Origin of the sequence: Pseudomonas gingeri (genome assembly GCF_013385635.1) — a bacterium.
GTDB classification, from domain to species: Bacteria; Pseudomonadota; Gammaproteobacteria; order Pseudomonadales; family Pseudomonadaceae; genus Aquipseudomonas; species Aquipseudomonas gingeri_A.
In genome coordinates this window covers 279,860-293,856 of sequence record NZ_JACAPR010000010.1, presented here as the reverse complement: position 1 = coordinate 293,856, position 13,997 = coordinate 279,860, and the positions used below count along the sequence as shown (strand labels likewise).

Here is a 13,997-nt window from a genome sequence, read left to right as displayed (position 1 = left end):
CCTGTGTCTATCGACAGACCAGCGGACCAATCAACGGCACCTGCTCGGCGGACGCCTCCATGGCGAACCGCACCCGGCAGATACTGCCATCGGCCAGCATCACCTTGAGGCTGTTCTGCTTCGCCAGGTTCTCCAGGTAGACCAGGCCATCCCAGCCCACCACCGCTGCAGCCCCGGTCTGTTCATGGATGACATTGGCCCCAAGGGGCAACGGCTGGTTGTGCGCATCCACCAGTTCAACACTGGCGGCAACGATCCGGGTCAACGGGAACTTCAGCAGGTAGCCGCTGCCACGGCGGACCGCGATGCGCTGCTCGACCGTCGGACTCTGGACGTCGGCCGGCAGGTTCAGCGGATCGATTTCGTATTTGCCACGGTAGTAGCCGCTGCTCCAGGGCACCAGCAGCCGCCCGGACTTGTCGGTCTCGCCCACCAGCTGGTTTTCATAGCGCACCGGCACCTTCGAGTAACCGTCGGTGCTGACCACCACGAACGCATCGTTGATGCGGTTCGCGGCGAAGATCTGCTTGTCCATCCATACCAGCGAACCGCTTGCATCGGCCCAGCGGGTCTCGGCATCGCTGCTGCCGTAGACGCCGGCTTGCAACTGCACCGACTGCAGGCGCCAGGTGAGGTCGGCCTGGCGGTAATCCGGACCCTGGCCATGGCCATAGCCGAGGTTGTAACCCACGCCACCCTGGCTTGGGACCGCCCGGCTGTAATTGATCCGTTCGCGGCTCGCGCCGCTCTTGTCCCGCTCGACACTCATGCTCAGGCTGCCGTTGAGGTCGAAGGGAAACACCACCTGGGCCTGCACCGCCCAATTGCTGTCGCCGATTTCGCGGTTGGCCGACAGATAGAAACTGCTGTTGCCCCACAGCGGGCGGTTCCAGGTCAGGTTAAGCAGGCGGGTACGTGAATCGTCGGCGGCACGGATATCGAAATAGCCGGCGCCGAGGCTGCCCCAGCTGTCGAGATTGAGGCTGGCCGTGACCTGCTCGCTGCGTTTGCTCAGGCTGATGTACGGCGTGTCGATCACCGTCAGGTCGGCGTATTGATCGTGACGTTCCAGGCGCTGGTAGGACAGGCTGTAGCGCTGGCTGCTGTACTGGTAGCCGAGGCTGACCTGCCGGCCCTGGCGACCGTCGAAGCGACTCTGGCTGAAAGCGCTGTTGAGCACACCGAAATTGCCCAGGCGCAGGTTGCCGCCGAGGCCGCCGAGGGTCAGGTCACTGGAGGCCTCGGCATGGCTTTCCAGGGTGAAACTGTCACTCAGACCGTAGCGCAGACTGCCGGAGGTCACGCCCGGGCCGTAGCCAAAGTCCTTCTGTGCATAATCACGGCGCAGGTTACCGGCGGCCACCGAGAAATCCGACAGACCCTTTTGCAGCAGGGTACTGGTGACATAGAACGGCACGGTGGTGGACACCTGCCGTCCGAGGGCGTCGGTGGTCACCACCACCGCCTCGCCCGCACCGTTGATGAACGGGATATTGGTCAGGGTGTAGGGACCGGGTTGCACGTTGTCGCTGGACGACTTGAAACCGTTGATGAACAGATCCACCGAGGACGGCACCGCCGCTTCACCGGCGAATTGCGGCAGCGGATAGGTCACCAGGTCCGGACGCACGCCGAAGTCCCGTGACAGCTGTACCCCGCCCAGGCGCACCGAATTGCTCCAGGGCAAGGCCCCGCTGACCACATCGCCGGCCTCGTAGGTCAGCAGACGCTCATCGTCGGAATAACGCCAGGTGGTGTCGTAGCGCAGATAACCATTGTTCAGCGCGCCACCCGCGTTCGCACCGAAACCGCGGCGGTACTGCCCGGTGTTGGACAGGGTGCCCCAGGTGTCGAACACCCGTACTTCGTTCCAGGCCGCCAGGTAGGTACCGGCATCGTCGGTGTCATTGAGGTACAGGTCATAGTTGAGCATCGCGCCGAAGCTGGTCAGCGCCTGGGTCCGCGGATAGGCCTGGCGGTTGCCGAGGAACTGCGCCGGCAGCCAGTCCGCCGGCACGGTCAGCAGCAGGCGCTGGCCCTGGCTGTCGTATTCGCTGTGCAACCCCGGCAACTGGTCGAGGGCGACTTCGGCGGACACCGACGGCGGCAGCTTCATACCGATCGCCTGCAGGTCCGAGGCCGGCAGGAAAAGCTGGCCAGCGCGCTGGTCGACGACGATGACCTTGCCGGTGTCCATCTGATTGACCAGCAGCTCGAGGTACAGTTGCGCATCGGGGATGGCCTCCAGGCTGGTAGGTGGCGGTGGCAGTTCACCGGCCCCGACCCGCGGGAGAAACACCAGCCAGCAACAACCCATGGCAATCCATGGCAGATAGTGGATATGACGAGCCCACACTCAGCTCACTCCCTGTTCTTCACTGATCCGCCTTGACGCTCTGGACCTGTGGTGCACCATTGACCCGCAACAGCAGTTCCTGGCCGCTGGCCAGGGGTTCCGGCACCGGCCAGCGCATGGTCGCCCCCGGCAATACATAACCCATCAGCCCCTCAACCACCGGCCGGGCTTGGCCGCCCTGCTTGAGCACTACATCGGTCAGTCGTGCATGCACCGAACCGCGGTTGCGGATCTCGATATAGGAGCGCCCGCCCTCGGCGACCTTGCGCCAGCTCAGTTCCGGGACGCCGGCACTTTTCGGATCGCGCTGGCGGGTCAGGTCCGCCTTGCTCCAGAGCCCCGCACCGTAGGTGAACAAAGGCACCGAGTAACGCATCTGGAACTGGATCGCCGCCGCTGTCTTGCCCTCCGCAGCAGCGGTATCCGGCGATTTCGCCGCCGGGATCTCGTCGATGATGATGCGGTAGGCCTGTTCCCGCCCCGGCGCCACGTCGCGGGTCCGGGTCAGGCGCACCAGCTGTTTCTGACCCGGCTCGATGCGCGCCACCGGCGGGCTGCCGATCACCTCGCGCTGGTTCTGATACTGGTCGTCGAACCCGTTCTGGCTCCAGGCGAAGACCCGGATCTGCAGGTTGGTGGTTTCATTGCCGCGATTTTCCAGCCACAGCGCACTGGCCTGTTGATCGGCCTCCAGTACCGGATCGATCGGCCAGATCAGTACCGAGCTTGCCGCCCAGACCTGGCCCGCACCCAGCAAGACCATGGCCAGCAGTCCGTAACGCACGGCCTGCAAGCGCCGGGAGGGTGAACACATAGGCAAACTCCTTGTCGCTTCAATTAAACCGCCCCCTACCAGGACAGCTGCACCTGCAGCACATCGCTGTAGGTCCCCGCCGGCTGATTCCCCGGTAAAACCACCCTGCCGTAGAGCGGCAGGCTGATGTTGTTCGCGTTGCTATAGGCCACGTTCACACTCTGGCTGATGCCCAACGCCTGGCTCAGACCGGCGTCGCTGAACAGCTGGTACGCGACCTGGGCGGTACCGCTGTTGAGCTTCAGGTGGCGGCCGCTGCTGTTGTTCTGCCCGCCGTCCACGCTCATGCTCAGGGTCACCCCCGGCGTGCATTGCAATTGCACCCCGCTGGTCAGCGAGGTCGACACCGTACTGGTCGACAACGCCGAATAGCTGCCGTAGTTCAGGTTGCCGTAGTTGGAGCCCCCGCCCACCACCAGGCAACCGGCGATAATGCTGGCGCTGACCTGGAAGCTCGCGCTGGTGACCGCCGCCAGCGGCAACGGCAGGCTGGTCGCGCAGGCCAGCAGTACGGCGGCGCATCCATGGCCGGCCATCGCACTCAGAAGCTCAATTGCACGGAAATGGTGTCGCTGTAGGTCCCGGCCGGCAGCCCGGGTTTACCCACCGCCTTGCCCCAGAGATTGATGGTCTGGGCCGCGCCGGTACTGGCCGCGAGGTTGATCACACCATTACTCGCCAGGATGTTGTTGTACCCGGAGTCGGTGTAAAGGTCATACGGCACGAAATGCGACACCCCGTCGTACAGGGCCCGGGTACCACCGGTGGACTGCCCGTCATGCAGGCCGCCCTGGATGGTCACGGTGGGCGTGGTCCCGGCCGAACACTGGATCGACACCGCACCACCGCCGGCGGCTACCAGTTGGGTACCGGCCTGGGTGAACAGACTGTCGGTGGTACCGAAATTCAATGTACCGAAGTTCAGGTTGGTGGAACCGGCCCCGCCGTTGACCAGGCAACTGCTGGTCAGGATCAGGGTGGAACTGATTTGCCCGGTGACGGTGGTCGCGGCCTGGGCACCGGTTGCCAGTGCCAGGCCGAGCACTGATAAAACGAGACGCGAAGCAAGTTGCTGCATGATGCTCATCCTCTGTTGAGTTACCAGTCCAACGTGACCGTCAGCGTGTCGCGATAAGTGCCGGCCGGCAGTGCGTTGGTATTCGCCACCACGGCGCCATAGACCGGGATCGGCCTCTGGGTTCCGGTGCTGACGGCGAAATTGCGTTGTTGCCCGATGCTGTAGCTGTCGGTGCCGGCGGCATCGACGGTGAGTCGGTAGGGAATGGTCTGGCGTCCGTTGCTCAGGCGCCGGGTGGTACCGTCGCCGTTGACACCGCCGTCGATAGTCACGGTGAAGCCGCTGACCGAGGCATTGCAGGTGACTTGCAGGGCACCGCCGCTGCTCTGAATGTTGGCATTCAATGGGCGGGTCCAGGTCGGCCCCGAGCTGCCGAAATCCAGTTGCCCGAGATTGCTCGGCATGGAGGCAACACCGGTGTTCACCTCGCAGGCCGGTAAAATGACCAGCCGGGCCTGGATGGTCCCGGTCACCACCGCCTCGGCACCACTCGCCAGCAAAAGCAGGGGCCCGAAAACTGACACGGCGCGGTTGAGGTACTTCATATGCCGATCCTACTTCCATCAGGATAAAACCGGTTGGCCGCCCGGTCGTGGGCGACATTCCTTTTCCTGCCAGGTCCACCCGACAGAGGTTGCTGCAAGCGCTTACCAGGTGACGGTCACCTTCACGACATCGGTGTAACGACTGACACGGGGTATCCGGGCCAACGGCTCGATCCGCGCATACAACGGCAGTTCCACAGAACCGCTGTCGGGCACGGTGCCGCTCACGGGTTCGTTGACCGGCAGCGCAATACGCCGCGCGGCATCGCGGTAGAGTCGATAGGGGATCGGGCTGCTGCGGGCATCGCCCTCCAGGTAGCGCACTTCACCGATGCCGCCGTGCAGGCCGCCATCGATGCGTACTTGATAAGGGGTATCGGGATTGCATTCCAGGCGTGGCAGGCGGGTACTGGTCAGCGCGGCGCTCAAGGGCCCCGCAGGGTCGTTCAGACGGGCGGTATTGCCAAAGTCGAGCACACCCAGTTGGTCGATGCCCGCGTCGCGGGTCAGGCCGACCAACTGACAGCCGCGCATCACATTGACCCGCACCTCCACCTGGAGTTGCGCGGCCAACGCCTGGGCGCTGCACAGTGCGCTCACGACTGCCAAAACCATAGATCCATTCACGGCCTCAATCCTTTTGAGGGATGGCTTGCTAACATCAGGTTAGCAGTGAAGGACAAAGCTGCCAGTAGAGTCAGAAATGCACTTATATATTTGCAGTACTTTTCCTAGGCACTTTCAGTAGAACCCCCATGGTTCTTCCCGTAAAAAGCTGTATGAGCAGCAGAATTCCGTTCAAAAGCAGATAGGTTCAATGAAATCGGCCGGAACATTTTGTTTCGATTTGACGAACGATCTGCAGCGGCTCGGCTACCAGCCCAGCGTCACGATGACCGTATCGCGGTAGGGCCCGCCAGGTTGGGCGCGAGCGCTGTCAAGGCCGTGGGCCCGGTTGTCGACATTGACGGTGAACTGGGTCGGACTGTTGGGCGAGGAACCACAACTCACAGCCAGGTTGTCCCGGCTCCCGCGCAGCCGGGGATCGAGGGGTTTGCCCTGGCCGATGCCCGCCCCGGCGTTGTGGCTGACCTCACAGGCGGCGGTAATCACCAGCCGCGCCTCGATCTGCCCGCTGACCGCCGCCAGGGCATTACCGGGCAGCAGGCAAAAAGCGCCCAGGGCGAACAACAGTCGATGGATGGAGTGCATGGTCCGGTCCCGTTTTTCAGGCATTCGCACGGACTCCGCTCAATGGCTCAATCCATTTGAGCGGCAGGGACCCTGACGAAAAAAGCTGGGTAATGAAAAGCGCCTCAGGATAAAGGGTATGGCCATATGCCTGCACTGGATTTCATGTTCGAGCCGACATATGGCTGCGGAAAATATCGCAGCGCCCTTGTAGAGATTGCTGACTGCCACATTTTGTATGGTTAAATTAGCGCGACCGTTGCCAAGATAGCCTTGCGCCATCTGCGCCACGATGCTTGCCAGGACACCATGACCCGGACGATCAGGACGTTCATGTAAGGGGACCTTCTCCGTTGGCCGCTCTACCTCCTCATCGCCCCGGCGTGAAATCCCGCTGGCCGGCCTTGCGTCGCTTTTTCGGCAAGGCCCTTTCCGGCAAGGCCGGCGTCATGGCGCCGCACCATGACGTGCATGAGTATTTCCGCCACAAGGCCAGCCACCAGGGTTATACCCTGAGCCACAGCCAGCAGCGGGTCATCGAGCGCATGGCACAACAGGCCACGGCACTGTTGCAGGGTTCGCCCCAGCAGCGCCAGCGCAGCCTGTACCTGCATGGTGCCGTCGGGCGCGGCAAGAGCTGGTTGCTGGACGGTTTCTTCCAGGCCGTGCCGATTGCCGAGAAACAGCGGCTGCATTTCCATGACTTCTTTGCCCGCCTGCACCAAGGCATGTTCACCCATCGCGAAGCGCCGGACGCCCTCGCCAGCACCCTCGACGAACTGCTGGAAGGCTGCCGGTTGCTGTGCTTCGACGAGTTCCATGTCCATGACATCGGCGATGCCATGCTCATCACCCGGCTGTTCAAGGCTTTGTTCCAACGGGGTGTGCTACTGGTGGTGACCTCCAACTACCCGCCCCAGGGCCTGCTGCCCAACCCGCTCTATCATGCACGGTTCAAACCGGTGATCGACCTGATCAACGCCCGGATGGACGTGATGGAGGTCGGCGGCCCTCATGACTATCGGAGCCAGCCGCGCAGTCATGCCCAACAGCAATTCACCCACGGCCAGTACATCTGGCCCGGCAGCCGCGAACAGCGTCATGCCCTGCAACTGCCGGAACGCGGGGCTGCGCCCGCGCCCCTGGCTGTCGGTACGCGTCAACTGAAGGTGCGCCAGAACCAGGATCGTTGCGTACGCTTCGAATTCGCCGACCTGTGCGAAGAACCCACGGCGGTGATGGACTACCTGGAACTGTGCCGGCGTTTCGACACCTGGATCATCGACGAACTGCCCAGCCTGGAGGAGTGCTCGATCGCCGCCCAACAGCGCTTCATCAACCTGATCGACGTTCTCTACGACCAGGACAAGCGCCTGTTGCTGATCGGCGCACAGCCGTTGCGCGACAGCCTCGGCGGCAATGCCATCGATCTGGCACGCACCCGCAGTCGCCTGGGGCAACTGGTGGAAGTCGGTCCCTGAACGCAACCATGAGCAAGGTCGCGCCCACATCGCTATGATGGCGGCCTTTTTCGCTGATCGTGACCCGTACGGACCTCCGCTTATGGATACCCTTGCCCAACTGCGCGCCGGCCAACTGACCGGCATCAAGCGACTCGACCTGTCCTGCGGGCTCAGCGAGTTCCCCCGGGAAATCTTCCAACTGGCCGACTCCCTGGAAATCCTCAACCTGAGCGGCAATCAGTTGAGCAGCTTGCCGGACGACCTGCATCGCCTGCCGCACCTGCGCATCCTGTTCTGCTCCGACAACCTGTTCACCGAGCTGCCCGCCTGCCTGGGCCAGTGCGCCCGGCTGAGCATGGTCGCCTTCAAGGCCAATCGCATCGAACACGTACCGGCCGCGGCACTGCCACCGCTGTTGCGCTGGCTGATCCTGACCGACAACCGTATCGGCGAACTGCCCGATGAACTGGGGCGCCGCCCCTTGCTGCAGAAACTCATGCTGGCGGGTAATCGCCTGCGGCAACTGCCGGCGACCCTGGCCGACTGCCACAAGCTCGAACTGATCCGCATCGCCGCCAACCAGTTGAGCGAACTGCCGCAGTGGCTGCTGACCCTGCCCAGCCTGGCCTGGATCGCCTATGCCGGTAACCCTCGACTCGATCACACGGGCGAGGTACTGACCGCTGACAACACGCCGAATATCGGCTGGGCACAGTTGCAACTCGGGCAACGGCTGGGTGAAGGCGCTTCCGGGGTGATCAACCAGGCCCTCTGGACCCGGCCTGCAGCGCCGGCCAAGGCCGTGGCGGTGAAACTGTACAAGGGCAGCATGACCAGCGACGGCTCGCCGCTGAATGAAATGAATGCCTGCATCGCGGCCGGCTTGCACCCGAACCTGATCCGGGTCGAGGGGCGTATCGTCGACCACCCGGACAGCCAGTCCGGGCTGGTCATGGAACTGATCGATCCACGGTTCGCCAACCTTGCCGCCCTGCCCAGCCTCGATTCGTGCAGTCGCGATGTGTATCGCGACGACACCCGCTTCAGCGCCGAACAGGCCCTGCGCATGGCGCGCGGGATTGCCTCGGCCGGTGCGCACTTGCACCGCCTGGGCCTCTGCCATGGCGACCTGTACGGGCACAATATCCTCTACAACGCCAACGGTGACTGCCTGCTGGGGGACTTTGGCGCGGCGTCGTTTCATTCGCCGACGGACAGCCTGGAAACCCGCGCGTTGCAGCGGATCGAAGTGAGGGCGTTCGGAATTCTGCTGGGGGAACTGCTGGAGCGGATCGATGGCAACACCGATCAGCGCCTGCTGGAATCGCTGCAGGCCTTACAGTTGCGCTGCATCCAGCCGGAGGTGCTGGCACGACCGGGATTCGAGGCGATCTGCACGGCGCTGGGATAACTGACGGGATATTGAAAACGTATAACCTGTAGGAGCCGGCTTGCCGATGCAGGACTTGTGGGAGGGAGCTCGCCCCCGACGCTTTTGGCGGGCTTAAGGGCCTCATCGCTGGCAAGCCCGCTCCTACAGGGACCGTGTTCGGTTTTAGCTGAATGACATCAGGGCAAGCCCGCTCGCCACAGGATCAACCCGCCAGGCCGACGAACATGTCTTGCACGTCGTCATGGTTGTCCAGGCCTTCGAGGAAGGCTTCGACTTCCGCCATCTGCTCGTCGCTCAAGCCACTGACCGGGTTCTTCGGCTGATAGCCCAGCTTGGCCGACAAGACGGTGAAACCCTGTTCCGGCAACGCCTTCTGTACGGCGTCCAGATCGGTCGGCTCGGTGATGAACAAGGTCGCGCCCTCTTCGCCCGCCTCGAAATCCTGCGCGCCGGCTTCGATGGCCGCCATTTCCGGGTCTGCATCCGGGGTATCCGGCGCGGCCTCGATCAGGCCGACATGGTTGAAGTCCCACGCCACCGAACCCGAGGCACCCAGTTGGCCCTTGCGGAAGGCCACGCGGATTTCCGCCACGGTACGGTTGATATTGTCGGTGACGCATTCGACGATCAGCGGCACCTGATGCGGGGCGAAGCCTTCGTAGGTCACACGGTGGTACTGCACGGTCTCGCCCAGTTGACCCGAGCCTTTCTTGATCGCACGTTCCAGGGTGTCACGGGGCATCGAGGCCTTTTTCGCCTGCTCGACCACCAGCCGCAAGTGCGCGTTGGTGGTGATGTCCGCGCCATTGCGCGCGGCAATGGTGATTTCCTTGACCAGCTTGCCAAACAGCTTGCCCTTGGCGTTGGCTGCCGCCTCTTTGTGTTTAACCTTCCACTGTGCGCCCATTACTCACTCTCTCGATCAGTGGCGTCGTGACATCTATTGGCCGACGCTTTGCGCGCAGTTTATACGGCAAAAAGTCGCTGATCGACCAAAACCTGATAATCGCTACGACTCTACCCAGATCGTCGTAGGCAATTTCCCAAAAGCCGTTTTGCTATGTCCAGGCGTCCGCGGCATTTCGTACCCTCTGCCGCAAAATCCCCTATAAGAAGAGATGCAATGGCTCAGGACAAGGAACGACTGTTCTCACTGACGATCCTCCCCTTCACGACGCCCTTCCAGGTCATTCACTTCAGCGGGCGCGAAGTGCTGAACCGGCCGTATCGCTTTGAAATCGAGCTACTGGGCGATGATCCCGGACTGGACCTGCAAGCGCTGCTGCAACAACCGGCATTCCTCAGTTTCGGGCTGGCGCTGGAAGGTGCCCACGGGCTGATCCATGAAGCCAGCAGCCGCTACCTCAGCGCGGACGTGTGTCACTACCGGATGGTGCTGGCGCCCCGTCTCCAACTGCTGGAACGCCATGCCAGGCGCCGGGTGTTCTACAACCTGAGCGTCCCCGACATCCTCCGCCAGTTGCTCGAGAGCCACGGCCTGGGCACCGCAGACTATCGCTTCGAACTTCACCAGGGAACCTACCCGCCGCGTCCACAGTGCCAGCAACACGATCAGAACGACCTGCAGTGGCTGAACCGGCTCTGCGAGGAAGAGGGCATCCACTACCACTTCGAACACAGCCCCCGACGGCATATCGTGGTATTCGCCGAAGATCCCCAGGCCTTTGCCGAACGCCCCGGCACCGTGCGCTACTGCGAGACTCCGCCTACAGACGGGCAACCGGTGATCAGCCGACTCCACGAACGCCACGCGATGCTCGCCCACGCCGGGCCTCACCGGCCCCTTGGAATCGCGTGCCCGCCCTGGTCGGGACAGTCCTGCAGCGCCACACCCGAACCTGACGGTGCGGCCAATCAGACAGAGGCCTATGGCCTGCACTCGGCCTTTTCCGATCCGCAACAGCGGCATGCGCGGCAACGCAGCCGGCGAACCCTGGAACGGCTGCGCTGCGAAAGCCGACAGGTCCAGGGGAGCAGCAATCTGGGGCAACTGCACAGCGGCGATGTACACCGCCTGAGCGGTCACCCACGCGCGGCACTCAACGACCAATGGCTGATCATCGAAGTCCAGCACTGGGGCGAACAACGACTGGATGGCGAGGCACTTGAGCAACTCTGCGATGAATACGGCCAGGTTCCCTTGGCGGATGAGCACTTCGAGGCCCACGGCTACAGCAATCACTTTCGCGCGATTCCCTGGGCCACGCCGTTTCGCCCGGCCTTGCGCCAGGCACGAGCACGGCAGCAGGGTTATCAACTGGGCACTGTGCTCGGCCCGCCGGGGCAATCGGCACTGGTGGATGCCCAGGGACGCCTGCCCATCCAATTGCACGGTGCCCAGCACTCGGCGGACCACCTCCCCGGCTGCTGGATCCCAATGGGCATTGCCGAAGGAACAGCACCACCGGTAGGCAGCCAGGTACTGATCGACTGTGTCGACCATGATCCGGACCAACTGGTAGTCTGCGGCTTTCTGGCCGGCCGGGAGAGTGATAGCCCACCTGATGCCATGCCTGTGGAGCAACAACCGACGCTCCAGCAGGGCTCATGCAGTTCCGCGATGTCGCATCCGGCCACGGCGCCGGGCGGACCCGATGCACCGGGGGAGATCCACCTCTACGAACGACCGCAAAACCCTGGCCGCTGCCTGTGCGACAGCATCTGGTACATCGTGCGCATGCCACGACCGGGCCTCAAGGAGCTGGCGCGCCTGGGCCGTGCTGACATCCTGCTCGAAGGCCGCAGCGACACCCGCGGCGTGGTCGCGCTGAGTCCGTACCAACAACACCGGCTGGCGCTGGAGCTCGGCCATACCCCGGAACAGCTCTGGCTGCTCTACCCAGGGCAATGCGTGGCCCTGCACGACTACCTGAGGCAGCATTGGAGCCTCGCTCAACGCCAGGCCCTGCTCCAGGCGAACCTGGACAACGCCCCCGACACCTGCCGGGATGAATTGAACAGTGTCTATGAATGGCTGATCAGGCCGGCGGGACCGGATTGAGCGTGAACCGAACTTCAGGGGGCCAGTCCGAGGAACGCCTGGATCAGTCGCAGCTCGGTACGACGCTCCAGACAGCCGATCATGTGCCGGTTGCGCAAGCCGTCACCGATGATCGGTACGGCCCGGATCCGCGGATCGTGGCTGACCTCCAGGGACGAGACGATCCCCAGCCCCAGGTCGGCCGCCACCGCCTCGGTCACCGCCTCGCGGCTGTCCAGTTCCAGCAGCACCCGGGGATTGACCCCGGCCAGCCCACAGGCCTGGTCGAAGGTCCGGCGGGTAATCGACGAAGGCTCGCGCAACACCATGATCACCTGGTCCAGGCGCTGCAGGGCGATACCGTCGCGCTCGGCCGCCCAGGGATGCCCGGCGGGAACCAGCACGCAGATCCGCGACTCGCTCAAGGCTTGCAGGTGCAGCCCCTTGCGCGGCTCGACTTCGGTCAGCACCGCGACATCGGCATGCTCCGCGAGCAACGCCGCCAGTGTCTCCTGGGCATTGCCCAGCCGCAGGTTGACGGTGATCCCCGGATAACGCGCACGCAGGCTGGCCAGCATCGGCATGACCATGTGCGGCCCGTCCGCCGCCACCTCCAGGCGCCCGGTGAGCAGCTGGCGATTGGCTTCGAGCATGACCCTCGCCTCCTCGGCCAGACCGAACATCGCGCGGGTGATGGCCGCCAGCCGGGTGCCCTGCTCCGTCAGCTCGACGCGCCGCGCCGTGCGCCGCAACAGGGTGATCTGGTAGTGCTCTTCCAGGGCCTTGATATGCCCGGTGACCGCCGGCTGGCTGATAAACAGCCGGGCGGCGGCGCGGGTAAAGCTGCCCTCGCGGGCCACGGCATCAAATGCGCGGAGTTGAAACAGGTTCATTGTTATCGGCCTCACTTATAGCTCGCATAACAACAAACAATTTGATTGATGACAAGGCAAACTGCAATTTATGCCCTGTATCCCGTCAATGATCAGCGCTGCAAGGAACCCCCGATGAGTACCGCCGCTCCCGCCCTTCCCGGCCCTGTCCTGCTCACGCCCGGCCCCCTTACCACCTCGCTCCGTACCCGCCAGGCATTGCTGCAGGACTGGGGCTCCTGGGACGAGCGCTTCAACCAGCTGACCGCCAGCGTCTGCGAGCAGTTGCTGAACATCGTCAATGGCGCCGAGAGCCACCACTGCATCCCGTTGCAAGGCAGCGGGACCTTTGCCGTCGAGGCCGCCATCGGCACGCTGGTGCCCCGTGACGGCAAGGTCCTGGTGCTGATCAACGGTGCCTACGGCAAGCGCCTGGCGACCATCTGCAAGGTGCTGGGCCGGGCCTTCCATACCCTGGAAAGCGCCGAGGACCAGCCGAGCGATGCCGCCGCGATCGAACGCCTGCTGCTCGCCGACCCGACTATCAGCCACGTGGCGCTGATCCATTGCGAAACCAGCACCGGTATTCTCAATCCGCTGCATGAGATCGCCGAGGTGGTTGCCCGTTGCGACAGACGCCTGATCATCGATGCCATGAGTTCCTTCGCCGCCTTGCCCCTCGATGCCCGGCAGGTGCCGTTCGACGCGCTGATCGCCGCCTCCGGCAAATGCCTGGAAGGCGTACCAGGCATGGGTTTTGTCTTTGCCCGCAAGACCACGCTGGCCGCGGCGGCCGGCAACTCTCATTCATTGGCGATGGACCTGCATGACCAACAGGCCTATATGGCGCGGACCGGCCAGTGGCGTTTCACACCGCCGACCCATGTGGTCGCGGCCCTGCACGAGGCTTTACGGCAATACCGGGAGGAAGGCGGCCAGCCGGCACGCCATCGGCGCTATGCCGACAACTGCCAGGTATTGCTCGAAGAGCTGGGCAAGCTGGGATTGCGCAGTTTCCTGCCCGGCGCGATCCAGGCGCCGATCATCGTCACCGTGCATGCGCCGCAAGATCCGCGCTATCAGTTCAAGGCGTTCTACGAACGGGTCAAGGCCAAGGGTTTCATTCTCTATCCGGGCAAGCTGACCGAGGTCGAAACCTTTCGTGTGGGCTGCATCGGCCACATCGACAGCAGCGACATGCGGGCCGCCGTCCGGGCGATCGGCGAGGTGCTGCGGGAAATGGAAGTACTGGCCGCCTAACGCGATCAACACTCGTTATTTTTC

The 13,997-nt window shown here is 63.5% G+C and carries 13 protein-coding genes; 4 read left to right on the top strand and 9 right to left on the bottom strand.

Features of this window, described 5'->3' with window-relative positions:
- Positions 1-7 precede the first annotated feature (7 nt).
- The 7 genes from HX851_RS11740 to HX851_RS11710 all read right to left on the bottom strand — a co-directional run bounded on the left by HX851_RS11740 (position 8) and on the right by HX851_RS11710 (position 6,029).
- Entirely contained in the window at positions 8-2,317 is a 2,310-nt protein-coding gene (locus HX851_RS11740) for a fimbria/pilus outer membrane usher protein (protein WP_177065767.1), read from the bottom strand.
- A gap of 58 nt (positions 2,318-2,375) precedes the next feature.
- Entirely contained in the window at positions 2,376-3,170 is a 795-nt protein-coding gene (locus tag HX851_RS11735; protein ID WP_177056457.1) for a fimbrial biogenesis chaperone, read from the bottom strand.
- Positions 3,171-3,205: 35 nt separating this feature from the next.
- On the bottom strand, positions 3,206-3,706 hold the full coding sequence (locus HX851_RS11730; protein WP_177056458.1) for a Csu type fimbrial protein: 501 nt from the start codon (positions 3,704-3,706) through the stop codon (positions 3,206-3,208).
- Between the two features lie 5 nt (positions 3,707-3,711).
- Entirely contained in the window at positions 3,712-4,248 is a 537-nt protein-coding gene (locus tag HX851_RS11725; RefSeq protein ID WP_177056459.1) for a Csu type fimbrial protein, read from the bottom strand.
- 20 nt (positions 4,249-4,268) lie between these two features.
- A complete protein-coding gene (locus tag HX851_RS11720) occupies positions 4,269-4,793 on the bottom strand; it encodes a Csu type fimbrial protein (RefSeq protein ID WP_177065468.1) in 525 nt (174 codons plus the stop codon).
- 102 nt (positions 4,794-4,895) lie between these two features.
- Positions 4,896-5,408 carry a Csu type fimbrial protein gene (locus tag HX851_RS11715; protein ID WP_177065466.1) on the bottom strand — a complete coding sequence of 171 codons (513 nt, stop codon included), beginning with the start codon at positions 5,406-5,408 and terminating at the stop codon, positions 4,896-4,898.
- A 258-nt stretch (positions 5,409-5,666) separates the two neighbouring features.
- Positions 5,667-6,029, bottom strand: coding sequence for a hypothetical protein (locus tag HX851_RS11710; RefSeq protein ID WP_256262773.1), 363 nt, complete (start codon positions 6,027-6,029; stop codon positions 5,667-5,669).
- 308 nt (positions 6,030-6,337) lie between these two features.
- Here HX851_RS11710 and zapE point away from each other — a divergent pair, with 308 nt between their 5' ends.
- Both zapE and HX851_RS11700 read left to right on the top strand, forming a co-directional pair.
- On the top strand, positions 6,338-7,465 hold the full coding sequence (zapE, locus tag HX851_RS11705) for a cell division protein ZapE (protein WP_177056463.1): 1,128 nt from the start codon (positions 6,338-6,340) through the stop codon (positions 7,463-7,465).
- 82 nt (positions 7,466-7,547) lie between these two features.
- On the top strand, positions 7,548-8,858 hold the full coding sequence (locus HX851_RS11700) for a leucine-rich repeat-containing protein kinase family protein (RefSeq protein WP_177065465.1): 1,311 nt from the start codon (positions 7,548-7,550) through the stop codon (positions 8,856-8,858).
- A gap of 184 nt (positions 8,859-9,042) precedes the next feature.
- Here the strand turns inward: HX851_RS11700 and HX851_RS11695 are convergent, their stop codons facing one another.
- On the bottom strand, positions 9,043-9,747 hold the full coding sequence (locus HX851_RS11695; RefSeq protein WP_177056465.1) for a YebC/PmpR family DNA-binding transcriptional regulator: 705 nt from the start codon (positions 9,745-9,747) through the stop codon (positions 9,043-9,045).
- Positions 9,748-9,963: 216 nt separating this feature from the next.
- Between HX851_RS11695 and HX851_RS11690 the strand changes: the two genes are divergently transcribed.
- Positions 9,964-11,862: a type VI secretion system Vgr family protein gene (locus HX851_RS11690; RefSeq protein ID WP_177065463.1), complete on the top strand. Its 1,899-nt coding sequence runs from the start codon at positions 9,964-9,966 to the stop codon at positions 11,860-11,862.
- A gap of 14 nt (positions 11,863-11,876) precedes the next feature.
- Here the strand turns inward: HX851_RS11690 and HX851_RS11685 are convergent, their stop codons facing one another.
- Entirely contained in the window at positions 11,877-12,734 is an 858-nt protein-coding gene (locus HX851_RS11685; protein ID WP_177056467.1) for a LysR substrate-binding domain-containing protein, read from the bottom strand.
- Between the two features lie 114 nt (positions 12,735-12,848).
- Here HX851_RS11685 and HX851_RS11680 point away from each other — a divergent pair, with 114 nt between their 5' ends.
- Positions 12,849-13,973 (top strand): 2-aminoethylphosphonate--pyruvate transaminase, encoded by a 1,125-nt coding sequence (locus tag HX851_RS11680; protein ID WP_177065460.1) that lies wholly within the window; start codon positions 12,849-12,851, stop codon positions 13,971-13,973.
- Positions 13,974-13,997 lie beyond the last annotated feature (24 nt).